The 26,576-nt window shown below is 63.3% G+C and carries 30 protein-coding genes and 1 tRNA gene; 11 read left to right on the forward strand and 20 right to left on the reverse strand.

The features are described from left to right. Positions 1-42 precede the first annotated feature (42 nt). The 3 genes from AC1DQK_RS03475 to folK form a co-directional block, all read right to left on the reverse strand. Positions 43-210, reverse strand: coding sequence for a Flp family type IVb pilin (locus tag AC1DQK_RS03475; RefSeq protein WP_477867435.1), 168 nt, complete (start codon positions 208-210; stop codon positions 43-45). A 216-nt stretch (positions 211-426) separates the two neighbouring features. Then, a tRNA-Lys gene (locus AC1DQK_RS03480) sits at positions 427-502 on the reverse strand. A 37-nt stretch (positions 503-539) separates the two neighbouring features. Beyond that, positions 540-1,034 (reverse strand): 2-amino-4-hydroxy-6-hydroxymethyldihydropteridine diphosphokinase, encoded by a 495-nt coding sequence (folK, locus tag AC1DQK_RS03485; protein ID WP_477867437.1) that lies wholly within the window; start codon positions 1,032-1,034, stop codon positions 540-542. A gap of 371 nt (positions 1,035-1,405) precedes the next feature. Here folK and AC1DQK_RS03490 point away from each other — a divergent pair, with 371 nt between their 5' ends. From AC1DQK_RS03490 to AC1DQK_RS03520, 7 genes are all read left to right on the forward strand, one after another. Further along, on the forward strand, positions 1,406-1,714 hold the full coding sequence (locus tag AC1DQK_RS03490) for an FtsB family cell division protein (protein WP_477867439.1): 309 nt from the start codon (positions 1,406-1,408) through the stop codon (positions 1,712-1,714). Between the two features lie 90 nt (positions 1,715-1,804). Next, on the forward strand, positions 1,805-2,902 hold the full coding sequence (gene pdhA, locus AC1DQK_RS03495) for a pyruvate dehydrogenase (acetyl-transferring) E1 component subunit alpha (RefSeq protein WP_477867441.1): 1,098 nt from the start codon (positions 1,805-1,807) through the stop codon (positions 2,900-2,902). Position 2,903: 1 nt separating this feature from the next. Then, the gene (locus AC1DQK_RS03500) at positions 2,904-4,343 is read left to right on the forward strand and encodes a pyruvate dehydrogenase complex E1 component subunit beta (RefSeq protein ID WP_477867443.1); all 1,440 of its coding nucleotides are present in this window, start codon (positions 2,904-2,906) and stop codon (positions 4,341-4,343) included. A 95-nt stretch (positions 4,344-4,438) separates the two neighbouring features. After that, positions 4,439-4,876: a response regulator gene (locus tag AC1DQK_RS03505; protein ID WP_477867445.1), complete on the forward strand. Its 438-nt coding sequence runs from the start codon at positions 4,439-4,441 to the stop codon at positions 4,874-4,876. After that, positions 4,869-5,552, forward strand: coding sequence for a squalene/phytoene synthase family protein (locus AC1DQK_RS03510; RefSeq protein WP_477867729.1), 684 nt, complete (start codon positions 4,869-4,871; stop codon positions 5,550-5,552). Before AC1DQK_RS03505 ends, AC1DQK_RS03510 begins: the two co-directional genes overlap by 8 nt. A gap of 31 nt (positions 5,553-5,583) precedes the next feature. Then, positions 5,584-6,030 (forward strand): EF-hand domain-containing protein, encoded by a 447-nt coding sequence (locus AC1DQK_RS03515; RefSeq protein WP_477867447.1) that lies wholly within the window; start codon positions 5,584-5,586, stop codon positions 6,028-6,030. A gap of 16 nt (positions 6,031-6,046) precedes the next feature. Next, positions 6,047-6,655, forward strand: coding sequence for a hypothetical protein (locus AC1DQK_RS03520; RefSeq protein ID WP_477867449.1), 609 nt, complete (start codon positions 6,047-6,049; stop codon positions 6,653-6,655). A 129-nt stretch (positions 6,656-6,784) separates the two neighbouring features. Here AC1DQK_RS03520 and AC1DQK_RS03525 read toward each other — a convergent pair whose 3' ends face one another. From AC1DQK_RS03525 to AC1DQK_RS03550, 6 genes are all read right to left on the reverse strand, one after another. Beyond that, positions 6,785-6,994 carry a hypothetical protein gene (locus AC1DQK_RS03525; RefSeq protein ID WP_477867451.1) on the reverse strand — a complete coding sequence of 70 codons (210 nt, stop codon included), beginning with the start codon at positions 6,992-6,994 and terminating at the stop codon, positions 6,785-6,787. 79 nt (positions 6,995-7,073) lie between these two features. Next, on the reverse strand, positions 7,074-7,268 hold the full coding sequence (locus tag AC1DQK_RS03530; RefSeq protein ID WP_340315319.1) for a hypothetical protein: 195 nt from the start codon (positions 7,266-7,268) through the stop codon (positions 7,074-7,076). A 20-nt stretch (positions 7,269-7,288) separates the two neighbouring features. After that, entirely contained in the window at positions 7,289-7,546 is a 258-nt protein-coding gene (locus tag AC1DQK_RS03535; RefSeq protein ID WP_340315320.1) for a hypothetical protein, read from the reverse strand. Positions 7,547-7,672: 126 nt separating this feature from the next. Then, positions 7,673-8,731 carry a class I SAM-dependent methyltransferase gene (locus AC1DQK_RS03540; RefSeq protein WP_477867453.1) on the reverse strand — a complete coding sequence of 353 codons (1,059 nt, stop codon included), beginning with the start codon at positions 8,729-8,731 and terminating at the stop codon, positions 7,673-7,675. Between the two features lie 60 nt (positions 8,732-8,791). Next, positions 8,792-9,637: a prolipoprotein diacylglyceryl transferase gene (lgt, locus tag AC1DQK_RS03545; protein ID WP_477867455.1), complete on the reverse strand. Its 846-nt coding sequence runs from the start codon at positions 9,635-9,637 to the stop codon at positions 8,792-8,794. 231 nt (positions 9,638-9,868) lie between these two features. Next, positions 9,869-10,282, reverse strand: coding sequence for an ATP-binding protein (locus AC1DQK_RS03550; protein WP_477867457.1), 414 nt, complete (start codon positions 10,280-10,282; stop codon positions 9,869-9,871). Between the two features lie 42 nt (positions 10,283-10,324). On the opposite strand from AC1DQK_RS03550, the gene AC1DQK_RS03555 reads away from it, so the two are divergent. After that, positions 10,325-10,759: a FecR family protein gene (locus AC1DQK_RS03555; RefSeq protein WP_477867459.1), complete on the forward strand. Its 435-nt coding sequence runs from the start codon at positions 10,325-10,327 to the stop codon at positions 10,757-10,759. After that, positions 10,756-11,346 (forward strand): OmpA family protein, encoded by a 591-nt coding sequence (locus tag AC1DQK_RS03560; protein WP_477867461.1) that lies wholly within the window; start codon positions 10,756-10,758, stop codon positions 11,344-11,346. Before AC1DQK_RS03555 ends, AC1DQK_RS03560 begins: the two co-directional genes overlap by 4 nt. On the opposite strand, the gene AC1DQK_RS03565 is transcribed toward AC1DQK_RS03560, so the two are convergent. The 11 genes from AC1DQK_RS03565 to AC1DQK_RS03615 all read right to left on the reverse strand — a co-directional run bounded on the left by AC1DQK_RS03565 (position 11,343) and on the right by AC1DQK_RS03615 (position 21,798). Further along, a complete protein-coding gene (locus tag AC1DQK_RS03565; RefSeq protein WP_477867463.1) occupies positions 11,343-13,403 on the reverse strand; it encodes a CHASE2 domain-containing protein in 2,061 nt (686 codons plus the stop codon). The two genes, AC1DQK_RS03560 and AC1DQK_RS03565, sit on opposite strands and share 4 nt — an antisense overlap. Then, positions 13,378-14,340: an MBL fold metallo-hydrolase gene (locus tag AC1DQK_RS03570; RefSeq protein WP_477867465.1), complete on the reverse strand. Its 963-nt coding sequence runs from the start codon at positions 14,338-14,340 to the stop codon at positions 13,378-13,380. Before AC1DQK_RS03570 ends, AC1DQK_RS03565 begins: the two co-directional genes overlap by 26 nt. A 25-nt stretch (positions 14,341-14,365) precedes the next feature. Next, positions 14,366-14,704 (reverse strand): STAS domain-containing protein, encoded by a 339-nt coding sequence (locus AC1DQK_RS03575; RefSeq protein ID WP_477867467.1) that lies wholly within the window; start codon positions 14,702-14,704, stop codon positions 14,366-14,368. A 61-nt stretch (positions 14,705-14,765) separates the two neighbouring features. Continuing rightward, positions 14,766-15,464 (reverse strand): glutamine amidotransferase, encoded by a 699-nt coding sequence (locus AC1DQK_RS03580; RefSeq protein WP_477867469.1) that lies wholly within the window; start codon positions 15,462-15,464, stop codon positions 14,766-14,768. Between the two features lie 454 nt (positions 15,465-15,918). Beyond that, positions 15,919-16,098, reverse strand: coding sequence for a hypothetical protein (locus AC1DQK_RS03585; protein ID WP_477867471.1), 180 nt, complete (start codon positions 16,096-16,098; stop codon positions 15,919-15,921). Continuing rightward, complete coding sequence (locus AC1DQK_RS03590) at positions 16,099-16,293, reverse strand: hypothetical protein (RefSeq protein ID WP_477867473.1); 195 nt, start codon at positions 16,291-16,293, stop codon at positions 16,099-16,101. Positions 16,294-16,429: 136 nt separating this feature from the next. Next, positions 16,430-17,470, reverse strand: coding sequence for a hypothetical protein (locus AC1DQK_RS03595; RefSeq protein ID WP_477867475.1), 1,041 nt, complete (start codon positions 17,468-17,470; stop codon positions 16,430-16,432). 5 nt (positions 17,471-17,475) lie between these two features. Continuing rightward, a complete protein-coding gene (locus AC1DQK_RS03600; RefSeq protein WP_477867477.1) occupies positions 17,476-18,027 on the reverse strand; it encodes a hypothetical protein in 552 nt (183 codons plus the stop codon). Between the two features lie 239 nt (positions 18,028-18,266). Beyond that, the gene (locus AC1DQK_RS03605; RefSeq protein WP_477867479.1) at positions 18,267-19,670 is read right to left on the reverse strand and encodes an NAD(P)H-dependent flavin oxidoreductase; all 1,404 of its coding nucleotides are present in this window, start codon (positions 19,668-19,670) and stop codon (positions 18,267-18,269) included. A 107-nt stretch (positions 19,671-19,777) separates the two neighbouring features. Next, a complete protein-coding gene (locus tag AC1DQK_RS03610; RefSeq protein WP_477867481.1) occupies positions 19,778-20,920 on the reverse strand; it encodes a glycosyltransferase in 1,143 nt (380 codons plus the stop codon). 5 nt (positions 20,921-20,925) lie between these two features. Beyond that, positions 20,926-21,798, reverse strand: coding sequence for an alpha/beta fold hydrolase (locus AC1DQK_RS03615; RefSeq protein ID WP_477867483.1), 873 nt, complete (start codon positions 21,796-21,798; stop codon positions 20,926-20,928). A 367-nt stretch (positions 21,799-22,165) separates the two neighbouring features. Between AC1DQK_RS03615 and AC1DQK_RS03620 the strand changes: the two genes are divergently transcribed. Together AC1DQK_RS03620 and AC1DQK_RS03625 are read left to right on the forward strand one after the other, a co-directional pair. Continuing rightward, complete coding sequence (locus AC1DQK_RS03620) at positions 22,166-23,167, forward strand: hypothetical protein (RefSeq protein WP_477867485.1); 1,002 nt, start codon at positions 22,166-22,168, stop codon at positions 23,165-23,167. A 180-nt stretch (positions 23,168-23,347) separates the two neighbouring features. Beyond that, positions 23,348-26,563 (forward strand): DUF3857 domain-containing protein, encoded by a 3,216-nt coding sequence (locus tag AC1DQK_RS03625; protein ID WP_477867487.1) that lies wholly within the window; start codon positions 23,348-23,350, stop codon positions 26,561-26,563. Positions 26,564-26,576: the final 13 nt, after the last annotated feature.

A 26,576-nucleotide genomic window follows, 5' to 3' on the forward strand; every position in this document is an offset into this window, starting at 1 on the left:
GATACGCACTGGCGAGGACAGCGGAAACGGTCGAAGCCCGGCTCAGGTGGCTTTCATGTTGGTGCTGACGTTGCTGAACGTCGTCGACAGCTGGTTGCCCAGCGCGCTCATCGCGGTGATCGCGGCAACGGCGATGAGCGCGGCAATCAGGCCATATTCGATCGCCGTTGCGCCGCGACTGTCGCGACAAAGGTTGATGAACTTCTGCATTGGACCATCCTTCCCGTGAATATCCAAGCTTCATCTAATCCGCTGCGCCTTAAGGCCGCGTAAGAAGCAAGGGTTAATGCTGCAGGAACCGTTGCCAGCGCCGAACTATTCGAGGCACCTAATTGAGAGATCAGCCTTAGACATAGGCTGAGATCATCCGAACCCGTCCGCACGCTTTCGGCGGGGAATAGTAGCATGGCAGCACATGGGCATGCCTGGTGGGTCCGCCGGGATTCGAACCCGGGACCTCTCGATTAAAAGTCGCTTGCTCTACCAACTGAGCTACGGACCCACCGACGCCGCCTCCCTATTGGTCGCGGCTGCCAGGGTCAACCCGCGCGACGGATAAGCCGCGCTCGCGCCTGTCTCACTGTTCTCGCTCCCGACCCCACGCGCCATTGCGGCGCGACGCGCTCGAGCGGCTGCAGCACGAAGTCACGCGTTTCGAGCGAACGATGGGGAATGATGAGGCGGCGCCCGCCATAGCGCGGCCATCGGCCCTCCGACCACAGCACGATGTCCAGATCGAGCACACGAGCCCCCCAGCGCCGGCCGCGCCGCCGGCCGAACGCAGCTTCGATCGCCTTGAGCAAGGCCAGCAAGGCAGGTGGTTCGAGCAGTGTTTCGACGATGATCGCGGCATTGGCGAAGCCGCGTCCCGCCGGGCCGAGCGCGGGCGTGGCGATCACGGGCGACTCGGCTATCAACGCCAGCCCCGCCGATTCCAGCACAGCCGTCGCGGCGCGCACCACGTCAGCCGGCGCGCCATGGCGGCCGTGGCGCCGGTTGGATCCGAGCGCAATCGCATAACGATAGGGCCGCATCCCGTGCGCCTATCGCGCGGGGCACGAAAAAACCACCCCCTGTGGGAAACCAGCACCGTGTCACTGCAGCTGCAACGCGCCCGCCGGCCCGGTCAATCGATATCGGCAGCGATTTCTGCCTGGAGCAGTTCGGCGTAAGATCGCGGCGCGTTATCGTTACTTGGGGAGCTATGATCGCAATGATCCGGGCACGAGCCACTGTTCCGGATCCGAAAGATTGCCGCCGATATTCCGCGGAGCCGGCTTCGCGGAGGCTGCGCGCCCCCGATCCTGGCTACGGGACGGCTTAATTTCATAAAAAATATCTACTTTTCAGCACCCAGCGCCGTTTAAGGCTTGATCGCCGGAGTCATCAGTGATTCTGTGGTCACATGAATCGCGCCCCTCTTCTGCAGATGGCTCGCAGTGCCGTACTACCGGCGGTGGCGATTCTCATCATCGGCTATTTCGCCAGTGCAGCGCTGATCGGTCCCAACGGATTACTTGCGCTCGGCGGCTACAAGAGCCAGCTCCAGTTGCGCATCAGCGAACTGCAACACGCCCAGGCGATGCGCGATCGGCTGCGCCATCACGCAAACTTGCTTGACCCCGCCAGGGTCGATCCCGATTTCGGCGACGAGCTTGTCCGCCGCTCGACCGGGCAAGTCCGCCCGGACGAAGTCATCATCCCGCGCGACTAAATCGGCACTCTCTGCTGCTACGCGTTGAAATCGGCGCCCAGCGCCGCCTATAAGCGGTCAACATCCTCCCCAGGACAAGGAGCAATTTGCTTGGCGAAACCAGCACAGCCGCGCACAACCACCAAGGCTGCGCCGCGCAAATCTATCGCGCCCAAGGCGCGCGCAGTCACCGCACCAGCAGCGCCGAACAGGGAGCGCCCCGCCGAACCGGAACGGTATGAGGCCACCAAGGCCGAAATGCTCGAATTCTATCGGCAGATGATGCTGATCCGGCGTTTCGAGGAAAAGGCGGGCCAGCTCTACGGCCTCGGTCTGATCGGCGGCTTCTGCCATCTCTATATTGGCCAGGAGGCTGTTGCGGTCGGGCTCCAGTCGGCATTGGAAGTCGGCAAGGACTCGGTGATCACCGGCTATCGCGACCACGGCCATATGCTCGCTTATGGCATCGACCCGAAGCTGATCATGGCCGAACTGACCGGCCGCGCCGCCGGCATCAGCCGCGGAAAGGGTGGCTCGATGCACATGTTCTCGGTCGAGCATCGTTTCTATGGCGGCCATGGCATCGTCGGTGCGCAGGTCAGCCTCGGCACCGGCCTTGCCTTCAAGCACAAATATTCCGGCGATGGTGGCGTCGCGATGGCTTATTTTGGGGATGGCGCATCGAACCAGGGCCAGGTCTATGAAAGCTTCAACATGGCCGAGCTGTGGAAGCTGCCGATCATCTTCGTGATCGAAAACAACCAATATGCAATGGGTACCAGCGTCAACCGGTCGTCGGCAGAGGACCAGTTGTACCGTCGCGGCGAAAGCTTCCGCATTCCGGGCATCCAGGTCGACGGCATGGACGTGCTCGCTGTGCGCGGCGCCGCCGAGGAAGCCGTTAGATGGGTGCGCGGCGGCAAGGGGCCGATCCTGCTCGAACTGAAGACCTATCGCTATCGCGGCCATTCGATGTCGGATCCCGCCAAATATCGATCGCGCGACGAAGTCCAGGCCGTTCGCGACAAGTCCGATCCGATCGATCAGCTCAAGAAGGAGCTGGAGGCCGTGGGCGTCAGCGAGGACGAGCTGAAGAAGCTGGAAAAGGAGATCCGCGCCATCGTGACCGAAGCCGCCGACTTCGCCGAACAATCGCCCGAGCCTGAGGCTGGCGAGCTTTATACCGACGTGCTGGTGGGACAATATTGAGATGGCTGTCGATCTGAAAATGCCCGCACTTTCCCCTACGATGGAGGAGGGCACACTTACGAAGTGGCTCGTCAAGGAAGGCGATGTCGTGAAATCGGGCGACATCCTCGCCGAGATCGAGACCGACAAGGCCACGATGGAGTTCGAGGCGGTCGACGAGGGCACAATGGCGCAGATCGTCGTGCCGGAAGGCAGCGAGGGCGTGAAGGTGGGTACGGTGATCGCCCGGATCGCCGAAGAGGGCGAGGACGCCGCGACCGCCAGGAAGGCGCCATCCCCCAAGAACGAACGCGACGGCGAGGCAGCCGGTGCGCAGCCCAAGGAACAGCCGAAGGACGGGGGCCAGCCGCAGGTGGCCGAATCCGCCACCCCGCACCAGATGGAAACCGGCGCCCGCGATCTTGTTGCCGCCGTCGCCGATACGCGCGACGATCCCGAGGTTCCGGCTGGCACCGAACTGGTCAAGATCACGCTGCGGGAGGCGCTGCGCGACGCGATGGCCGAAGAGATGCGCCGGGACGGCGACGTCTTCGTCATGGGCGAGGAAGTTGCGCAATATCAGGGCGCCTACAAGGTCACCCAGGGTCTGCTCGACGAGTTTGGCGACAGGCGCGTTATCGACACGCCGATTACCGAATATGGCTTTGCCGGCATCGGCACCGGTGCCGCGATGGGCGGGCTGAAACCAATCATCGAGTTCATGACGTTCAACTTCGCGATGCAGGCGATTGATCACATCATCAATTCGGCAGCGAAGACCAACTATATGTCGGGAGGGCAGATGCGCTGCCCGGTGGTGTTCCGCGGCCCCAATGGCGCCGCGGCCCGCGTCGGCGCGCAGCACAGCCAGAATTACGCGCCCTGGTATGCGAGCGTGCCGGGCCTGATCGTCATCGCACCCTATTCGGCAGCCGATGCCAAGGGTCTCCTGAAGGCAGCAATACGCTGCCCGGATCCGGTCGTTTTCCTCGAAAACGAGCTGCTCTATGGCCAGAGCTTCGAGATACCGAAGCTGGACGATTATGTGCTGCCGATCGGCAAGGCGCGGATCTGCCGCCCTGGCAAGGATGTGACGATCGTCAGTTATTCGATTGGGGTCGGCGTGTCGCTCGAAGCCGCCAAGCAGCTCGAAGCCGAAGGGATCGATGCCGAGGTGATAGACCTGCGCACTCTCCGCCCGCTCGACAAGGCAACCGTGCTGGCAAGCCTGAAGAAGACAAACCGAATGGTAATCGTCGAGGAAGGCTGGCCGGTCTGTTCGATCGCGTCGGAGATCATTGCGATCGCGATGGAGGAAGCGTTCGATGACCTCGATGCGCCGGTCCGCCGTGTGACCAACGAGGATGTGCCGATGCCTTATGCGGCAAATCTCGAAAAGGCGGCCTTGCTCAAGGTTTCCGATGTCGTCGCCGCAGCCAAGTCGGTGACATATCGGGATTAACCACGGTAAAGTGTGCCGCTACGGAATATTGCGGAGAGGATAGATGTCAAAATATGTTAGGGTTGGCCCGAGTCGAGGAGACTCGGGAGAGAACCATGCCGGGCAGATTGACATCTTCCACCCCGCATCATCCATCCTGGAAGTCAGGCGACGTCCTGTCGGGTCGTCTTCTCTACGTTGAGGACAACGTTCAGATCGCCGAACTGACCTGCATGATGCTCGAGGAAATTGGCCTTGAAATCACCCAGGCCTCGTCCGCCGAGGAGGCGCTGCATGTCAGCGGCGAAGGCGAGCAGCCTTTCGACATCGTCCTGACCGATGTGGTGATGCCCGGGCTCAGCGGCGTTCAGTTGGCGCGCCGGCTGAACCGACGCTGGCCCGAGCTCCCGGTGGTGCTGGTCAGCGGGTTCAGCGAAGAACTCGCCGCGGGCTACGGCGCGCAATTCGAGTTGCTGCGGAAGCCCTTCACGCGCACCGCTCTGATCGATTGCCTGCAGCGCCATCTGGACGGCGTCGTCTATCAGACTGCCTGATCGTACCGTTCTCGCGGACCCTGAACGGCAGCTGGCCCTGAGCTATGCGCCACGGGCCAGTCGCGCCGCGCTGACGCTGCTGTGGCAGCTTGACGAGAAGATGGCGGCGATCGTCGCCTCTGCCCGCGAACCTATGATCGGCGCGCTGCGGCTGGTCTGGTGGCGCGATGCGCTGGCCGGACTCGATGACGCGAATTCGGTCGTGCCTGCGGAGCCACTGCTCGGCGCGATCGCGGCGACACTGCTCCCGACCGGGGTGACTGGCGCAAGGTTGAGCGCGATCGAGGAAGGCTGGTCGGCCCTGCTTGATGCGCCAGAACCCGGAGAGACCGAGCTCGAAGCGCATGCCACGGGGCGCGGCGGTCCCTTGTTCGCGCTATCCGCCGCGCTGCTGGGGGCGGCTCCCGAGGATGTCGCGCGGGCCGGCGAAGGATGGGCGCTTGCGGATCTGGGTCATCGTCTGCGCGATACGGAAGCACGCCGGTTCGCGAGGATGCGCGCGGCCGAGCGGCTCGACGGGGTGGATATCGCCCGCTGGCCGGCGATGCTCAAGCCGCTCGGCCTCCTGGTCGTGCTGGCGCGCCAAGATGCCGCCCTGCCGGCCGAACGGCTCCGGCGGCAGGGCGCACCAAATCGGTTGTTTCGGGCCCTCGCCTACCGGATGACGGGGCGCTAGGCTGTCCCCCTTCATTGGGGGGAGAAACCGGATGTGGCGATATCTGGCAGGCGCGGTGGGCGCGCTGCTGCTCGGCGGTGGCGGGCTGATCATGTGGCAGACGCTCGGCGCGAGCCCGCCCTTGGCGCCACCGCCTGCCAGGGCGGTGACAATAGCGGCGCCGGCGGCACCGATCGAACCGCCCGCGGCAACCGAGAAGACCCGCGAAGAGAAGCGCTTCCAGCGCTATGACAAGGACCGCGATCTCAAGATCACGCGCGAGGAATATCTCGCATCGAGGCGCAAGGCCTATGCCAAGCTCGACACCAATGGCGACGGCAAGCTCGGCTTCGAGGAATGGGCAATCGTCACCGCCACCAAGTTCTCCGGTGCCGACAGCGACAAGTCGGCCACGCTGACCCCTGCCGAGTTCGCCACCACCCGCGTCATCCGCAAGCCGAGCCGGCCTGCCCCCTGCATCCCCGACAGCGAGGGTTAGGATGATCACGCGATCGATGGCTACCTTCATCCCCATATTAGCGACGCTGGTCGCCCCACGCGTCATCCTCGCCGAGGGCCCGCTAATGATCGAGCGCCAGGACGCCTATGTTCATCGTGGCAGCGGTTTCATCTTCCCGGCAGCGGCGGGGGATTATCAGCGCACCGGCCTGATCGAATATGACGTCGCGGCGACCGACGTCAGCGCCGGCTACCAGACCATGACGCCAGGGCGGGAAACGGTGATGACGATTTATGTCTATCCCGCACCCGAAGTGCCCGCTGAGACGCGTGCGGCGGAGATCGATGCGGTGCAGGACAAATTATGTGCGGACCATTTCGAGGACATAAAGGCCGGTATAGTCCAGTCACATCCCGGAGCGGTCCTGATCGAAGAAGGTAGGACGACCTCACCGGCTCCCGGCAGTTTTGCCCATGCCGGCCGCCGTGCCGTGTTCGGCTTCAGCAGCGCTTTTCGGGGCAAGGAACAACCGCTCAGGTCGGAGGCGGATCTTTTCTGCTATGTCGGTGGCAAGTGGCTGATTGCCTATCGCACGACCGCGCCTACTGCCGTGCGCTATGAGGCGGAACTCGCCGCCCTGATGCAAAGGCTGCGTTGGCCGTGACGCGAATTCAGCCAAGGACGCACTACTCGCGGCTCCACGCGGCGGCAGCAGGCTCAGCGTCGGCTGAGCGGTCGGCCTAGTGATGCGCCCATCGCCGGGTCGCGGTGGGCGCTTCCCGATCGCCGGCCTCTATTTGGTCGCGTATTGGCCGGCTTCGGCGTTGAACTGCTCACGCGCGAAAGCGCGGGCTGCCGCCATGGTCTTGAAGGTTTCGTCCTGCATCGTCGCCGTGACGAGCGGATAGTTATACATGTTGTAGCGCGTCACGCGCACGGTAAGGCGGAACAATCCGTTCTCGTCCTTGGTGATGAGGAACGGCTTGACGGGTATGCGGGACATAGATTTTCTCCAATCGATGGCGCGACACGCGGTCGGCAGACCGCTGCCGCGACGCCACGCATGTACGGCTCAGGCGCGCCTAGCGTGTCGCGCCGCTCGCCTTCGCGGCTTCATTGACGGTCGCACGGGCGATCGTATCGGCAGCGCTTGCTGCCATGGCTTCCCAGCTTTCCGCCGAGCGCTCGTGCATCGCGCGGCGGTTGGGCAGGTTGGTATTCGCGGCGGCAAGGCGCTGCGCTGCCGCATTGGCACGATACAGGTCGATGTTCGTCATGATCTCCCCTTCGGGACGGTTTAGAGCGGCGCGAGCCTGGTGGTCGGAAGAAGTTCGTTCTTGCGCGCCTTGATCTGGATGAGCGCAGAAAGATTGGCCGAGATCACCGAAACAGACCCGACCGGATCGGCCTTGGCATTCTCGACGCCGAAATTCTGGAAGTCTGCGATGCTGACGGCGAATTTGCGCTCGTTGTCATCGACGAGCGCGCTAAATGCGATATTGCGTTTTTCGACCGTCGCGCTAGCGGCGTCGATTACGATTACGGCTTCGGTCATTCATATGGTCCTGTCGCAGGCACCGGGGGCATATCCTGCGGAACCTACCGCGATCTCGCCAAAGGCTTATTGGCACCTCCCCTAGCGCCTAACGCCAGAATCTCAAGCCCAGAGTCGTTCCCGACGCTAAACTGTCATGTCGAACCCTGCCGATTTGGGCCATTTGGAGCTGACAACCGCCATTGCCCGAAACAATGTACCCATCTCATCCTCGTCCGTCAGGCGACGATAAGCCGCGGCGATTTCCTCGACCCGATCCGGATGGTGCCGCCCAAGCGCCGCGGCGCGCGCGGCGATACCGAGCGTTCCCAGGAAATAGCTTTGCGAGACCGGCCCCTCGATCCGCGCGCCGGCGAGCTTGGCAGCGCGGCCCAGTGCGGTGAAATCGACATGGGCGGTGAGGTCGTTGGCGCCGGGGTTGCTGAAGACATCGGCATAGGCATGGGCGTTGAGCGCCTGCAGCGTATCGCCGGCATCGTAATTCTCATGGCCATAGTCGATCGCCAGCATCGCCCCGCCCTGGCGCACGATCCGGCCGGCGAGAATCCGTGCGATGGCGAGACCGGCCGGTGACGTCTCGTAGATGCTGCCGGCCACCGCGTCGTGGAGATGCTCGGGTACCAAATCGTCGGTCGGCTGGTCGCCTGGAACCGATTTGAATCCGTCGATGTCATATCCGACCATCCGCTCCCGCCAGCCCGTGTAGGTCTTGACGAACTGGCGATAGGGGAGCGCATCGAAAAACTCGTTCGCGATGATGATCAGCGGCGCGTCCGTCGGCAGCGTCTCGATCCCGTCATGCCAGGTGGCGTCGGGCAGGCGTTCCTTCTGGAGCTTGCGCAGCACCGGGCTGGTCTCGACGAAATGGACCTGCGGCTGCCAGCCCTGCGCCGCCATCGCCCTCATGGCGTCGGCCGCAAGGGTTCCGCGCCCCGGCCCAAGCTCGACATAATGCACGACGGGCTGGCGCGAACGGCTCCAGAGATCGGCAAACCACAGGCCGATGAGCTCACCGAACATCTGGCTGATCTCGGGGGATGTGATGAAATCGCCCCTCACCCCGAACGGATCGTGCGAAGCATAGTAGCACCCGTTCGCCGCCTCCATATAGTCGGCGACGGGGATCGGACCCTGTTCTTCGATCCTGCGGATCAGCGCTGCGGCCAGCTCCGTGGGTGTCTGCATATCTCTCGATCAACGACGTGACATTGCACCGGAGCGTAGCCCTTCTTGGTTAGCAATGCATTACCCGGCTGAGACCGCCGCCCGACGCGGCCCCGTCGCGACCAGATAGAGGCCACCGATCACCATCGGCAGGGTCAGCGTCTGGCCCATCGTCAGCCCCCAGCTCAGCGTGCCGAGCTGAACGTCGGGCTCACGAAAATATTCGACGATGAAGCGGCTGAGCCCATAGCCCAGCAGGAATATACCGACGAGCCTGCCTGGCTGGTTGCGTGCATTGGTCCGCCAGAAGAAGAAGGCCAGCACCAGACCCAGCAGCAACCCTTCGAGGCCCGCCTCGTAGAGCTGACTGGGATGCCGCGCCAGGCCGTCGGGCGCGTTGGGGAAGATCACGCCCCAGGGAACATTGGTGGGACGGCCCCACAGTTCGCCGTTGACGAAGTTGGCCAGCCGGCCGAAGAAAAGCCCAAAAGGCGCGCAGCAGGCGATATAATCATGGATGCGCAACCAGCTCAGACCGTTCTTGCGCGCCATGTAGATTATACCGGCCGACACGCCCAGCGCGCCTCCGTGGAACGACATCCCGCCCTGCCACAGCTTCAGGATGTCCAGCGGGTTGCGCAGTATATCGGGCTGGTAGAATAGCACATAGGCCAGCCTTCCGCCGACCAGGATCCCGACCGTCGCATAGAATACGAAGTCGTCGGCATGGCGCTTCGCCATCGGCGCGTTAGGCTGCGCGATCAGCTTGGTCAGATAATACCAGCCCAGCAGGATGCCCGCGATATAGGCCAGCGAATACCAGTGAATCTGGAGGAAGCCGAGATCGAGGGCGATCGGATCGAGATGCAGATCATTGAAATGGATCGCTTGGGCCGCAATGGCCAGGACAGGCAGGAGCAAGGGCATTCCCCGGGGACAGGACTGCGCCTGCCATAGCGGGACGAGGGGGCGAGCGGAAGGGCTACCCCGATCTGGTCCTCTTCGGACTCACTCATAGTGCAGCGCGTGAATTGGGTTGGCGCGCGGCGCGGAATGCATGTGCCCGATCATGGTGATCGCGATCAGCAGCGCCGGCAGGATCACGACCAGGCGGCGCGACGCCGGCGCCTTTATAGAAATGGTGCTTTGAAGGTAAATTCAGAGCCTCATCTTCAGGATCAGCCGGTTCCGTCCGCCCTGCGATCCATAGTCGACGATATCCGCCCACGCCCGCACCAGGTCTATGCCCGCCCCACCGCCGCGTTCGGGAATCGCCTCCCCGGATCGCGCATCCCGCAGGTCGAATGCCATGCCAGTGTCGCTCAACGCGATGGAAATCACGCCGTCCTGATGCGTGAGCACAAGCTCGATCACACCCTGCTCGCCGACGCCGCCATGCTCGACCAGGTTGAACACCAGCTCTTCGACGATAATCGCGAGCCGCGCCGCCGGCTCCTCTTGAAGCCCGCAATCCTTACTGAACGCCTGCGCGCCGGAGACGGTCCGGTGAACGGCATCGACGCCATTGCAACAGATTGTTACCGACAGCGATTTCGAGTCACCCGCGCCCATCTTTGCGCTATGTCACGTCTCCAGGGCTATGGGGATGCGAGAATGATGCGCAGCGTGATTTTGGCGTTGCTGGGCGTGGCCGTCGCCACCCAGCCGGCATGGGGGGAGATCGCCCGCGTCAAGCGCAGCGTCGGCACCGCTCTGGTCGAGCGCGGCAAGGCGAAGCTCGCACCCGGGCCGGGCTTCCAGCTGCTCGCCGGCGATACGCTCGTCACCGGCAAGGACGGGCAGATGAGCCTCACCTTCATCGACGACACCCGCTTCTCGGTCGGCCCGAACAGCAGGATCTCGATCGACCAGTTCGACTATAACCGCACCACCCAGGCCGGCACCTTCGTCACCAAGGTCAATCGCGGCTCGCTGGCAGTCGTGTCGGGCCAGATCGCCCATAGCAGGCAGGACGCGATGAAGGTGCGGACACCGACCTCGCTGCTGGGTGTCCGCGGCACGCGCTTCATCGTGGAGGTGCCGAAATGACGCGGCCCGCCCTTTCGCCGCTGCTGTTCGCGAGCCTGCTCGCAGGCTGCGCGACTCCGTCGCTGACCCTGCTCCCCGGCGAGGAAGGTCGCCCCGGCGCGGTCGCGGTGATCGAGGAAAATGGCAAGCCGGCCGAGACGGTCGTCAGCGAGCTCAACAGCAGGACCAGCCTGTCGGGCAAGCCGCGCACCCGCGCGATCGACCCGTCCCGGCTGACCGCCCGCCAGCGCTCGCTGCTGTCCGATCTGCCGCCGCCGCCGGTGCGCCTGACCCTCTATTTCAAGGAGGGGACAACCCAGATCACCCCGGATTCGCAACCGGGCCTGGACTTCCTCAAGACTGAAATAGCAGAACGCCCGGGCGCCGAGGTGCAGGTCACCGGCTATACCGACACCGTCGGCAGCGACGAGGACAACGACGTGCTCTCGCAACGCCGCGCCGAGGAAGTCCTGGGCGCACTGGCGGAGCAGGGTATCGCCAAAGCCATGATGAGCGCAGTCGGCCGTGGCGAACGCGAACTGCGCGAGCCGACCGCGGACGGCGTGGCCAACCCTGCCAACCGCCGCGTAGTGGTCATCGTCCGCTAGCGATCGCGGGGTTGGGAGCCCAGGTACCGCACCGCCATTACCGTCAGATCATCCGTCGGATCGGTGCCGTCCTCGAATGCACGCACCGCCGTGCATATCGACTCGCATATGGCGGTAGCACTGCCCTGCCCCTCGATCGCCGCCAGCAGCCGGCTATGGCCGAACAGGTCGTCGTCCGCATTCAGCGCCTCGCTCACCCCGTCGGAGATCAGCACCAGAGTCTCTCCCGGCAGCAGTTTCATCGGCTCGTCCGGATAGGGGAATTCGACGATGCAGAAGGGTGGCCCCCCGTCGAGCTTGTGGTCTGCCACGCGGCCATCGACAGCGACATGCAAAGGGTTTTCATGGCCGGCGCTCATCAGCACCAGTTCGCCGGTGGCGAGATCGATGATGCCGATCAGCATCGTCACGTTCATCGACTCGCTGTTGTCCCGCATCAGTTCTTCGTTGAGAATGAAGGCGGCCTCGGCGAGGCTGGGGACGCCACGCAGCACCACGCTCTTCGCCAGCGCCTTGGACAAGGCCATGAACAGTGCCGCGGGCACTCCCTTGCCGGTGACGTCGCCGACCAGGAAAGCGACACGATCGGCATCGAGCCGGATGACGTCGTAGAGATCGCCGCCGATCGACTTTGCCGGTTCGAGCAATGCGTCGACATCCAGGCGAGGATCGAAGCTGGCGAGGTCGGAGCGGGGCGGCACCATGCCGAGCTGGATGCTCCTGGCCGCGTGCAACTCGCCTTCGATCGCCGCCGTGGCGATCCGCTCGACCGTGAGCGTATCGCGCAGCCGCTCGCGCTCGCGGCGGGCTTCCACGAATAGGGCACCCGCCACCGCCGCGGCGGTGGCACCGCCGAGCAGCAACGGCCGCAGCGGATCGAACAGCAGTGACGCCAGGGTAAAGGCCAGCCAGCCTGATGCCGGGATCGTAGCCGCAAGCACCGCCGGAATCAGGAGCAGCCTCCGGCGGCGGCGCGCAACCAGCAGGATCGACAGCGCGAGCAGCAGGCCGGCAGCCCACTCCGCCGGTGCCATCCAGCGCGGCCGCTCCAGCCACCCACCCCGCAGGATCGCATCGATCGCCTGCGCCTGCACCAGCGGCCCATAGGCTTCGGCGGCCAGCGGCGTGGACACGATGTCCACGGTTCCTTCGGCCGCGAGGCCGACCACGACGATCTCTCCCGCAAAGGCATCGGCCGGAAAATCCTGCCGCAGCACATCCGCAGCCGAACTTATTCGACCCGTTGGGACGTTGCCGAAATGGAGCAGCATCCTGCCTTGGGCATCGACCGGTACATTCTGCTTGCCAAGCGTCAGCGACGCTGGCCCGGCCGTGACCACGTCCTCGCCGAGCCCGATCCGGGCCAGCTCGAGCGAGAGGCTGGGCATCGGCCGACCACCAAGGCGCATCAGCATCGGCAGTTGCCGCACCACGCCGTCGCTGTCGGGCTGGCCGTTCAGCAGGCCATGGCCGAGCGCAGCCTGCTCCAGTTCGGGAATATTTGCGATCGCCCGTGGCGCCTCGGCCAGCGCGGGCGGCAGCTTGCCGGTAATGGAGGCGTCGACGATCAACTGCGCAGGATCGCTCCCGCCGGACTGCACGCCGGCGCGTGCCAGCGCGACCGGCGCACGTCCGATCACCTGCCCCCAAAGCCGGTCCATCGGCGGCAACGCGTGGACTTCCGCCGCGGCGGATGGGCTTAGCTCCGGATAGAGCGCCGCGAAGATATCGGGGCGGACGCGATCGGGCTCGGGGAACAGCATGTCGAAGCCGATCGCCTTGGGACGTCGCGCCGCGATCTCCTCGGTAAGCCGCGCCATATGATAGCGCGGCCAAGGCCAGGGACCGACGGCGGCGATGCTGTCGGCGTCGATCAGCACGACGTGAACCTTGGTGCCGCTCAGGTCGCGCGGCGCGAGGCGTTGCCAAAGGTCGAACAGCGGCCGCCGCATCGCCTCGCCCGCCCAGGCGCTGACGACCGCCGCCAGCACCAGCCCGGCCATCCCCGCCAGCCAGATCCGGCGGCCGGAGCTAGAGCTCCAGTTCGAGGCCGTCATAGGCGCACAGCACTTCGAGCGGCTGCTCGCGCCGGGTCAGTTCCTCGTAGCGGATGCTCTCCCGATGCATCCGCTGGATGTCGTCATCGCTGTAGATCGGCTCATGGTGGAACAGCGCCAGCCGCTTCGCGCCAGCCTCGTGGCACAGGTCGATCGCGACGATGTTCGAGCTATGGCCCCAATCCTCCTTCATCGAGACCGCATCGGCGAGCGAGTACATCGTGTCGCAGATGACAAGGTCGGCGGCGCGAAAGAAATGGGCAACATCCGCCTCGCCCTCCATGCTCTCGATCTTGTGTTCGCTGTCCGTCGAGAAGATCGCGCTTTTGCCGTCATCGTCGGCGAAGCGATAGCCGTAGCTCTTGTGCGAGTGATGCTGCTCCATCACCTCCACGTCGACACCGCCGATCCTGTACGTCTCGCCCGCCCTGAGCGTCACGAACTCAATCTTCGCGCGCAGCCAGTCGAAGGCGACCGGGAAGCTGATCTCCTCCTGCTGCCGGCGCAGCGCCTGCTCGGCATCCTCATGGCCAGAATGGACGATGATCCGCGCATTGGGATCGAACGCCGGCCCGAAGAAGGGGAAGCCGCAGATATGATCCCAATGGAGATGCGACATGAAGAAATTATAGACGCGCTCATGCCCGGCAGCGCAGCGGCCGAAGGCGCTGATGCCGAACTCGCGCACGCCAGATCCCATGTCGCAGACGATGAACGAGCCGTCGCCGGCCTCAATCTCGATGCAGGTGGTGGCGCCGCCATAGGTTGCGCCCGTGGCGAAATCGAGTTCCGTGTCGACGAAGACGCCCGCATCGCTCTCATCGACGAACGTCCGCCCCCCGGCGGCGACCAGCGCGCGCGCGATCTTGGTCCTGATCGCGCTGGCAGGCTGCGCGACGGCGATCGACCCCCGCGTTCCCCAGAACTTCACGCGCATCGACGTCTCTCCCCGCAGCCGACCATCACGCCGACACGGCGGCGGCGACCGTATCGGTCACGCCGAACAGTTTGTCGTAGCGGCTGATCGCAAGAATTTCGCGGACGATGTCGTTCGGCGCGGCGAGCAGGATCTTGACCCCGGCGCCATCGGCCTTCCGCTTGGCCAAGGTCAGCGCGCGCAGGCCGCGCGACGACATGTAGCTGATACCACTGCAGTCGATCACCAGTCTGGCTGAAGCCGCCGCCGCACGCTCAACCGCTGCTTCGAGGCCGGCGCCGAAAGCTGCGGCGGTGCTTTCGTCGACCTTGCCAGCGGGCGCCGCCACGACTGATCCGGCGCGGACCTCTTCCGACCAATCCATAAGCAGCGCTCCCCTCTCGGATCATGCTAGCCACTATTTGCGCCGCAGGGAAGTTAGCCGATCAAGGCTCGATCCGGTCAAGCCAGTCCGCGATCATCTTCCGCCCGGCCGCAACAGCAGCGGGGCCCAAACGATCATGCTGCGCGCGCAATTCGGCCGCGGTGAGCCCTGCTTCGGCAATATAGGACTCGCCTTCCAGCCACGCCTCGAAGCGAGGGTCCTCGCCCATCTCGGGATGGCACTGGAGCGCGAGCAGATTGTTGCCGCGACGAAAAGCCTGATGCGAATATCGGTCGGTGGACGCGAGCAGCTCGACGCCTGGCGGGAGATCGAAAGTATCGCCATGCCAGTGCAGCACCGGCACATCCTCGATATGGCGGAGCGACGAGCCGAGCCCCGCCGGGCTGATCTTCACCGGTGCGAAGCCGACTTCCTTTACCGGACCGGGATAGACCCTCGATCCCATGGCGGCCGCGATCATCTGGCTACCCAGGCAGACGCCCAGCGTCGGCCTGTCGAGCATGATTCGCCGCGCCAGCCGCGCGATCTCGCAGGCGATCCAGGGATGCTGCGCTGTCTCATAGACGCCCATGGGGCCGCCCATCATCACGACAAGATCGGGCTCGTCGAAATCGATATGGGGGAAAGCGGGGTCGGTGACGTCGACCCGGTCGATAACGAACCCAGCCTCCTCGACGGGCGCGCGGAAGCCGGCAATGCCTTCATAAGGGGTGTGGCGGATGACGAGTGCGGTCTTCATGGCAGCGAGGTTAGCGCGGCGGAACAGGATTCCAACGGCAAGGCTTCTTGGCCGGCCGAAAGGATAACTCTATCGCCTCGGTAGATTAACCTTCCTGTAGTCGTAGCCGTGAGAGTTCTGAACCGCCCGCCCTTCGCCGCCGATGTCGGACAAATCCTCGTCACATTTTTTGGTATCGTGATGTACCGACGCCTGCACATTACTTCCCGATGATGTTTAGAATGCTCGCCTGCTTATCGGCCCGCATGGCAGCTCATGCGTCATAGACCACCATTTCCAGTTCACCCCTCACTTTCGATTATTTCGAGCAGCCCGACGACGATGCAGCGCTGGTCATCATCTGGCGCGCTCGTCAGGTTGACTTCTCTATCCTCTACGATGATATCTTTGACGCTCCATATCCCGTCACAATCTGAAGAAAACTCGATTGCATATGTACCGGGAGGCAGATTTTTTATCTTAAAACGACCATTTGATTTGGTTTTGGTTCGATACGAATTGCCGTTGCCGTCACTGTTGTTTTTGAGGCGGCTATTTCAACAGTGCCGACGATAGAACCATTGACGCGCTTTTCGTGCGCGAGTGCTCGTGGGCTTATCAGCAGGCCAGCCGAAGCACCGGCAATGGCTATCATTCAGCGAATACTGCCATCGCGTTCCGGCTTGGTGGCAACCACGCCGAACGCATCCACGCTGGCGCGAACGCAGCTATCCGGCTCGTCCTGCAATAACTTCTGGACCTCGGTAACATCATATTGGGAAAGATCATGGATGATTTTGTCGCATGTGCGCAGATTCGATGACACCCAGTCGGTATCATATTGTCCCATTTTTCATGGCACGGGTTCGGAAAGGTTACGCGTAGGTCAGGCATTTTCGAGCTCCTGAATCGTCAGATCTCACCTGCCCTGGCTCATGGACCCGTCCTGAACTGGACTTGCCGTTATTCAGTTGATTGGATTATAATCAATTGGCAGCTTCTTTTAGTTTCCAGCCTCGGCGAGAAGCTGCGGTCAAAATTTCGTCTGGTTGATATAATTCAGTCGTCAACTCGACACAGGCATAGGGCCGTCCAGCGATATTCCCGGTATCGACACTGCTGATCGGCCAATCGCTTTCGGCTAGGGAGGCCAATGTCCAGCAGGCCCATGGACCTTCCTTATATCCCCCTTTCCATCGCGATTGGAAAATTCGGACGGCAGGGGGGACGGCACTTCGAGCAACTCGCGAAATTACTAAATCGGAATCTCCAAACCAGAGATCGAGGACATCCTGAGCCTCTGAAAGCCAAGGCTTCTCTTCGAGGTTTTCAGACAGTTCCTTTCCGTTTGGCGACAATTTGACGCCCTGGAAATCATTAAGGTCCAGCATCGCTCGCCGGTCCCCCCGGTGAGCCGCAAGGAACATCCGGTAAATATATTCCAGTGCATTAGCCTCCAAAGACCCGCCCTTCTTAGCGGGCACGATATCCCCATATTGACGCCACGCACGTCTGCCGGTCATGCGTATAAGACCAACGGGGTCATCGGCCAGAATCGCAGCAGGCTCTATGATCGTGCCACCATTGTGATGGCACCAGTTCAGTTCCATGAAAAATCCAACATAGGGTTCTCCCGTCTCCGGATCACGACCGCATTCGTGCAATCGGCCAATGAGCGTTATCCGGTGCGGAGCGGCAGCAGTCCACGGCCATCCCTTTTCCGCTCCATCGATGGCTGCCGGAAACACCCCGATCCCAATACGCGCCGCCCGCCGGGCCTGGGGATCATGATTGCCCCACACCTTGGTAGCGCGGTAGATGTCGCCCACGCCGCCATACACCGTCCAGAAATCGACGATTCCGGTAATCCGTACACACCTGCCCTCGCGCCGCTTCCCGCCCCGCGAGGCCTCGGCGATGGATGTTGGCCGTGCGTTGGCGGCGGTGCAGGGCGCATCTAGATGCTGCTTCTCGGCGTAAGCGGTTGCCGGCATCAAGCAAAGGAACATCGGGAGCAGGAGGATCACCCACCTCATTTCGGCCTCCGCTGATACCGGGTTTGAGCCTTATCAAGATGATCTTGGAGCAATCCTAGCTGTCTCCGATCTACACCATCCGCTCCTACCGGATACATGAATTTAAGCCGCCCATTTTCAATGAAATGCCAGCCTACCTGCCCCTTATAAACCGTTGCTTGAGGCATAGGCGTTTCGATGGCCAACGAGACGGAATCGCCATAGGGCAGATCCTCATCTGGATTAACCTCGTCGACCATGCCATCGCTGCGATATGGCCCGGAGTCTATATGACCGTGAGTGATGGCCAACGTTCCTCTTGGCCAGTACATCTTGTTACCGAAATTCAACGTATCCGCCGTGGCAGTCGAGCCCGTTTTCGCATTCACAGCCGGAACGGAAAAATAGGAGTCCTGAACGGGGACGTCCAAAAATGGCTCGTCCTCGCCGGACTTCGTCCGACCGAGTCTGAGCCGATCCGACCAAGGCAGTTCCGATGGCTTCCTCACCAGATAGGCGCCCCGCTCTTTCCGACCGGAAGGCACGGCGACCTGACCTTTGTTCACCATTGCGGTGCATAGCGATCATAGTTCGGATCTTTGGTCGATCGACTCACCTTATCTCGCAAGAACATAAAGTGAACGAATAAGATCCTACATTGCAATCCCTTTCTGAGCCCATGGCGGTAGTTGATCCGAAACGGAGCAGTCGCAGCAGCGTAAAACCGTGTCGCCACGTTTCGACGAAACGGGCTTGTCCATCGGTTATGATTCTTGCCTTCGTGGGAAGCGGATCGTAGATTGGCGGCTCAATCCCCCGTCAAAATCCGGTCGACCAGCTGCTTCACCGTCGGCACGAACCCGTTCGAATAAAAGGGGTCCTGCTTGAATTTATAGGCGGCGTGGCCAGCGAACATCAGGTTCTCGTCGATCGGGCCGCCGTGAGCGATATCCTGCAGGGTCTTCTGGATACAGAAGCTGCGCGGATCGGCGAGCCGACCGGTCGAGTTGCCCTCGGTATCGGCCCAGGCTGAGAAGCCGCACTGGCTGAGGCAGCCCATGCAATCGGCCTGATCCTTGCGGATCGTCTTCATTTCCTCGGGGGTGACGAACACCAGGGTATTGTCCGGTGTCTTAAGCGCGCTGGTATAGCCGAGGCCATACCATTCGCGGGCCCGTCCGAGATCGCCCAGCGTTACCCAGAAGCTCTTGCCCTTGACGCCGACATCGAGCTGGAACTGATGATCGCCGGCCGCTTCCATCGAAAAGGCGATCTGTCGCTCGGAGCGCGCTTCCAGATTGCGCAGGAAGGGGTTGCGCACGGCCGACGAGTAGAAGCCAGTCGGCGAGAAGCGATGCAGCAGCACATCGCCCGGCTGAATCCTGGTCAGGTGATCCTTCCACCCCTGCGGGATCGGGCTTTCCTGGGTAAGCAGGGGACGCGTGCCGAACTGAAACGCGATCTGGCCGAGCTCAGGATTGTCGATCCACTCGTTCCAGTCGCGCAGATACCAGACGCCGCCGGCCATGATGATCGGCACATCGTCGGAAATGCCACCGCTGCGCATCGTCTCGCGCAGTGCCTTGACGCGCGGATAGGGATCCTGCGGCACCTTGGGGTCTTCGGCGTTGGACAGGCCGTTGTGGCCGCCCGCCAGCCAGGGATCCTCATATACGACGCCGGCCAACCATTCGGCAGCCTTGGAATAGGCACGCTTCCACAGCGCGCTGAAGGCCCGGCCCGACGATACGATCGGCAGATAATTGACGCCATAGGACGCCGCGATCTCGCTGAGCTTGTACGGCATGCCTGCGCCGCAGGTGACGCCGGCCACCATGCCGCGGGTTCTTTCCAACACGCCGTGCAGGATGCGCTGGGCGCCGCCCATTTCCCACAACACGTTGATGTTGATCGCGCCTTTGCCGCCGGCAATCTCGAAGGCACGACGGACCTGCTCTACCGCGCCGTCGATGGCATAGGCGATCAATTCCTCGTGGCGCTCGCGCCGGGTCAGCGCCTTGTAGACCTGGGGAATGATCTTGCCTTCGGGATCATAGCTGTCGGCATTGACCGCAGACACGGTGCCGATGCCGCCCGCCGCAGCCCAGGCACCGGAACTCGCATGGTTGGTCGCCGAAACACCCTTGCCGCCCTCGATCAGGGGCCAGACTTCGCGCCCACCATAAAGGATCGGCCGCAGACCTTTGAACAACGAGACCTCCAATACCGCGCAACCTTAGCTTCGGAATCCGCGCCCTATAGAGCCAAGGATCATTAAATGCGCGAAAAATCGCCGGGTGGGAAACGATAGGGGCGCTGTTACCGTCTCACGCGATCCGCCATCGCTGCCCAATATAGATCATAATAGCTCGACAGCATCGCGTCTTCCGAAAAATCCCGGAGCGCGACAGCACGATTCGCGGCTCCGATCGAGCGGCGCAGCGCAGGGTCCGACGCCAGCCTTCGCAGCGCAGCCGCCATTCCGGCCTCCTCGCATGCCGGCAGGATGAAGGGACGATTCTCGGGCGCGACCATCGCGGCGATGTCACCCACGTCGGTCATCACGCCGGGCAGTCCACAGGCCATCGCCTCCACCAGCGAGATGGGGAACTGCTCGCTGTCCGACGACAGCGCGAAGATGTCGAAGGCCGCCATCATGCGCACCGGATCGCGCACGAAGCCGGGCAGAATGACCCGCCCCGCCACACCCAGCCGCTCGGCCTCGGCGATGATCGTGCTGCGGTCGGGTCCTTCCCCGAGGATCACCAGCCGGGCGTCGACAGGCGCGCCTTCAGCGAACACCCTGACCAGACGGGAGAGATTCTTGACCGGCCGCAAGCCGGCAACCGTGCCGATGATAAGTCCGCCGCCCGGTTCGACGCCGGGAATCGGCAGAGGCCGCGCCATCCCGGACAAATCGGGAAGCCGGATGCCGTTGGGAATGCGCTGGACCCGACTCGAGGGTTGCTTCCAGACGTCCCGCGCGATCGCCTCGAGCCGTTGCGACGGCACCACCAGCCGTTCGGCTGCCGGCAGCGTCAACCGGCGGAACCAGACCCGCGCCGGCTTCTGCCGGTCCGCCTCATCCTCGTTGAAGCCATCCTCATGATGGATCAACGGCGGCAAACGGCGCACGGCGCCGAACAGTCGGCGCGCGCCGACCACGTCCATGCCGCCCCAATTATAGCTCAGCACGAGATCGAACCCACCCATATAGTCGGCAAGGCCGGCATAGCGGGCAAGACCAGGCTTGCCATGCAGCGGCGGTGCGTCCGTTCCGGGGAACGAAACCTTGATTCCAGGATCGATCGCTTCACGCGCGCCCAGCGCATCGGGCACCGCGCTCAGCACCACATGCTCCGCCTCCGCTCCGAAGCCGTTCATCAGCCGCACCGCGCGCGCCTCCTTGCCACCGAGCATGAAGGTCGAATGGCAGTGGAGAATCCTGGCTACGCGGGACATCCCGGTCAGCCGGCCTTGGCGATGCGGGCGAGCAGCCGGTCGATCGCCGCTTCGCTGGCCGGCTCGAACAGGGTGGGCGCATGCCCGATGCGCGGAAGATCGACACGCTCCATGAGCGGCAGCGCCTGCACCATGCTATCCGCGGTTTCGGCAGATAGCATATCCGAAATGCCGCCCCGGACGAGCAGGCTGGGAATCGGCTTCATGGCATCCAGCAACGGCCAAAGATCGCCGCCCGCCTCGTTGCCCGGCACACGGAACGGTTCGGCGATGCCGCCATCATAATCCATCACGATCCGCCCGGCGGCGGTCAGGTGGCAAAGACGCTTGGCCATGTCGAGCCACTGTTCCAGCGTATAATCCGGATAGGCGACGCCATGCGCCTCGCTCAAGGCGCGCGCCGCGTGAAGCCAGGTGGGATAGCTGCCGGACTTGCCGACATAAGCGCGAATTCGAGCAAGCCCGGCTGGATTGATCTCGGGACCGATGTCGTTGAGCAGCACGCCGGCCACCTTGCCCGGATGGGTCGCGGTGATCAGCATCGACATGATCCCGCCCAGCGACGTTCCGAACAGGATGAAGCGATCGAGCCCGCGCTGCCCGATCAGCGCGGACAGGTCCTCGAGATAGGTGGCGGGGACATAGCTCATCGGATCCTTGGCAGGCGCGCTCTCGCCGCGCCCCCTCAGCTCGACGACGATGATCCGGCGCTTGCCCGCCAGGCGATCCGCGACCTTCTCGAAATCCCGGGCGTTGCGGGTCAGGCCGGGAATGCAGAGGATCGGCAACTGCCGTGATCGCGGAGATGCGGAATAATCCCTGTAGTGGAGGCGCAGGCCATCCTTCGACCACCAATAACCGTCTTCCCATTCCGCCATGCGCTCTACCTCAGGGATCCCCACCCCCGTATCGCCGGATGATCATCACCCCGCAAGCGCCGGCTCCACAACGCCGTGGCGATGGCTGGCTCTTTTCACGGGAACGCCGACTAAGAAGGCCACACAATACTAGCCAATGTTTCAAATAAAACCGTTACTTTCCAAGAGATATATACAACAGATACGCCATATCTTCCGATATCCTCGGTCAACCAATGCGATGAACGCCACATTAACGGTCACACGAGAACACATGTTCACGTATATACTGAGATGTCTGGCCATGGATATTTCTCGACTCGTCGCAAGACTGCAGCGATTCGTCGGAATGGGAGAACCTTTCTCCGCCGACCGTGTTCATTCCGGCATGAGACATCAGCCCAACCCGCTCCGCCCCGGCCTGACCGCGATCGCCGCCGTCTTGGCTTTGTCCTCAACCCCAGGGTTCGCTCAGAACGCCGACGCAGCGCCGGAAGCGGCCGCGCCGATGGTCGTGGCGCCGCCGCCGGTAGTCACGCCCCCATCGACGGCGACCTCGCAGAGTGTGGCGCCCGCGACGCCGCCGGCCGCGCCGTCAGCGGCGGCTACGGGTACAACGGCGCCGGCACCGCTGGTATTCGACGAGGAACCCGCTCCCGCCCCGGTCGCGCGGACCCATAAGGTCTCGGCCCAGGCTGTGGCCGCTGCGGTCAAGCCTGCGCCGGCACCGCGCGTGGAGGCCACCCCCGCGCCGACGCCCGCTCCTGTCGTAGCAAGCAGCTCGGCCGGCGAGCCGCCCGCCCCTGCTCCAGCTGTCGCCGCCCAGGTTCCGGTCGACGCGCAGAAGTCGGTAACGCAGACCGATAGCAGCGGCGAAATCCTCCCGATTGCCGGCGCGGGACTGGCCATCCTCGCCCTTGCCGGCGGCGCGCTCGCGCTCGGCCGTCGCCGCCGCGATGTCGATGCGGAACAACCGGCGCTCGCTGCCCGCACGGAGATGGCTGCGCGCGAGCAGGGCTATGCGGTGCCAGCAGCCGCTTCGGCAACGCCGGTCATGGCACGCCACAGCGAGACGGACAGCTTCATCGCCGATGCGCCGGTTACGGCTGTTCCCGCCGGGTTTGATCTGTCTCGGTTCGGCCGCCATACGCGCGCTGCCTATCAAGGCCCGACGGCGAACAATCCCTCGCACTCGCTGAAACGCCGCCTCAAGCGGGCCAACTTCTTCGACCAGCGCGAGCGTCAAGGCCTTACCGCCACGGCTACCATGCCGGGCGCATCACCGGCTCCGATCAGGGAGATGGCGCGAGTTGCCCAAGGGGCCGATCATCTTACGGTGCGCGCACCAGCCCGGCCACGGCCCGCCTTTCGGCCCGCCTATCAGAGCTGAGGCTGACATCACAGGCTAGCAGCGGGTGGGCGCCGTCTTCGCAGCTCGATTTCCGGATGGCGGGGATCGAGCTGCGGGGCGGCGCCCTTCTGTTCAACCGCAGCGTGATCCTGCCAAAGTGGAATGATCGTCTGTTGATCCGGTCGAGCAGATGGCTAGGCTGGCGACAGGGGGATCTTCATGCGGATAGTGACGGCTTGGCTGGTGACGCTGTTCTCCGTTGCACCCGTCTGGGCCAGCGACAAGGTGGAGACGGGTCCCGCACCGTCCTGGGTGAAAGCGGCAATCATCCCGGAACCCGATGCCAAGGCCGAAGGCAGCTTGCAGTTTCTGCTTCGCGATCAACAATATAAGCTCGAGCCGGGCCGACTGAGCAGCTACACGGAAGTCGCTTTCAAAATCCAGACGTCAGAAGGGCTCGCCGCCGGCAACATCACGCTCCCCTGGCGTCCAGACATAGATGCGCTCACGGTACACCACGTTGCGATCTGGCGCGGCGGCCAGCGTATCGACGTGCTCGCTTCCGGCCAGAGCTTCTCGGTCCTGCGCCGCGAAAATAATCTGGAGAGCGCCATGCTCGATGGCGTGTTGACGGCGAATATCCAGCCCGAGGGGCTTCAGGTCGGCGATATCCTCGACTTTGCGGTCACCCTGACCTCCAGCGACCCCAGCTTTGGACGGCATGTCGAACAGATCGGTGCCGGCTTGGCCAATGTTCCGGTCGGCCGACTGCACTTCAGCGCCGTCTGGCCGGCATCGGTTCCCGTGCGGTTCCGGCAGACGCCCGGCTTGCCTGCCATGAAGCCGAAACGCGAGGGAGACCTCGTCAAGCTCGAGGCGTCGGTCGATCGACCGGAGCCGTTCGTTCCCGCGAAGGGGGCACCATCCCGTTTCTCGACACGGGGGCTCGTCGAGCTGAGCGACTTCCGCGATTGGTCGGAACTCGCGGCTTTGTTCGCGCCCCTGTACGAAAAGGCGGCGAAGCTGCCGGCGGCCGGCCCATTGCAGGACGAGATATCCCGTATCCGCGCGGCATCCGCCGATGCTAAACTGCGCGCCGAAGCAACACTCATGCTGGTCGAAAGCCGCGTGCGATATGTGGCGCTGCTGATGGGCAGCGGCAACTTCGTGCCAGCCGATGCTACTACCACCTGGACTCGGCGGTTCGGCGACTGCAAGGCCAAGACCGCACTGCTGCTTGCAATCCTCAGGGAGCTCGACATCCAGGCCGAGCCGGTCATCGTCAACGCCTTCGCTGGCGACGGCCTCGACGAGCGACTGCCGATGATCAATCTCTTCAACCATGTCATCGTTCGTGCCACGATTGGCGGGAAGACCTATTGGCTCGATGGCACCCGCACCGGCGACACGCGGCTCGACCAACTGAAGACGCCCGATTTCGGGTGGGGACTGCCGCTGGTCCGCGGCGCAACGCTTGTACGGATGCTGCCGCCACCGGCCGAGGCGCCGACGATATCGACGAGCCTGCGCATCGATGCGCGGAGTGGCATCAGCAGACCAGCGCCCGCGCACGCGGAGCGCGTCCTGTACGACGACGAAGCCTATGCGATGAGCATCGGAATCGCCAATCTGACAGCCGATGCGCGCGACCGGTGGCTGCGGGACTATTGGAAAAGCCGCTACGACTTCATCGACATCAAGTCGGTCACCGCAAGCTACGATCCTGAACGGCGCGAGCAGCGACTCGTCATGGACGGCGAAGCTCGCATGGAATGGCGGGGCGGCACCTACTGGACCATCGACAGCGACATAGGCTTCAAGGCGGACTTCGATCGGGATGTAAAGCAGGATCGTACCGCACCCTTCACGGTCGGGTATCCCGCTTTCAGCCGGACTACAGAAACCTATTTGCTGCCGCCAGGCATCAAGGCGGACGACGCAGAAGTTGCCCAGACGATCGCCGGGGTGGAGTACAAGCGGCACGCCACGACGACCGGTACCACTCTGACGATCGAAACGAGCGAGCGGAGCGTCATGCCGGAGTTTCCGGCAAATGAGGCACCGGCAGCGCAAATTGCCCTGCGCGCGCTCGCCAAGCAGCACGTGGCACTTCGCATCGGGCCGCAATTTCGCCAGACCAAGGAGGAGATCGCCGAGCAACTCGCCAAGCCCGCCAAGACAGCAGCCGAATTCGTGGCGCGTGGATCGATCCTGCTGGACAAGGGTGATTTGGACGGCGCCTTTGCCGAATATGACAAGGCTGTAGTCGCCGATCCCAAGGATGCGCAAGCGCTGGCCGGCAGAGGCTTGGCCCAGGTGTGGCGCGGCAACTATGCAGCGGCTGCCAAGGATTTCGACGCGGCTACGGCGATCCAGCCAGACAATATAGTCGTCCAGCGCGGTCGCGGTCTGGCCGCCCAGAATCAGGGGCAGTATGATGATGCGATAGCCGCCTTCTCACTCGCACTCGCTCGCGAGCCTGGAGACATCTTCACTCTCGGCCACAGGGCTCAGAGCTATCGCGCGCTGAAACGAGATGAGGCTGCGCTGCGCGACAGTGCCATGGCGCTGAAGGCAGCGCCGGACTGGATTGACATGTACTTGCTGCGCGCGACGATCTTCAGGAACATGGGACAAATCGGCAATGGCAAGGCCGAGGCGCTTGCGCTGGTGGAGGCCAATCCTAACAAGGGATATGCGCATGTCGCTGCCGCGCGCATCTATCATGCACTCGGCTCAGCCACGGAGGCGGCCAGCGAGTTCGAACGAGCGCTAGCCATCAAACCCGAAGCCTATATCTACTATAACCGCAGCCAGACCCGGCAGTGGGATGATGTGGCGGGCCGGCTTGCCGATCTGAACGCCGCGTTGCGCATCGACCCCAAGGACGTCACGTCGCTAAGCGAAAAGGCCGCCCTGCAGCGCCGCAGTGGGCACCTCTCCGACGCAATCGCCACCTTATCGTCCGCGCTCGCTTTGCAGCCGCGGGACGTCTACCTGCTGGTCCAACGCGGTGCATCCTATGAACTGGCGGGCCGTAGAACTGAAGCCAGCAAGGACTATGCTGCCGCACGGGCCGTGCAGCCGGACGCAACGGCGCTCAACGCTCTCTGCTGGATAAAGGCGACACTTGGCGTTCAGCTCCAGACTGCGCTTGCCGAATGCGATGAAGCCATCGCAAAACGGCCCGACAGCAGCGCGATCATGGATAGCCGCGCCTTCGTACTCCTCAAGCTAGGCAGGATCGACGAGGCGATCGAAGCCTATGATCGCGTGATCGCGAAGTCGCCCTATCTCGCCCAATCGCTATTCGGGCGGGCGATCGCCTGGGCGCGAAAGGGCGACAAGGCGAAAGCCGAGGCCGACCAGACTGCCGCGTCCCGCGCCGATCCCGACGTTGCGAACGAATTCCGCGACTATGGAATGACGTTGTAGGCGACGAGGCGCA

The organism is Rhizorhabdus sp. P4_G5 (assembly GCF_056401065.1).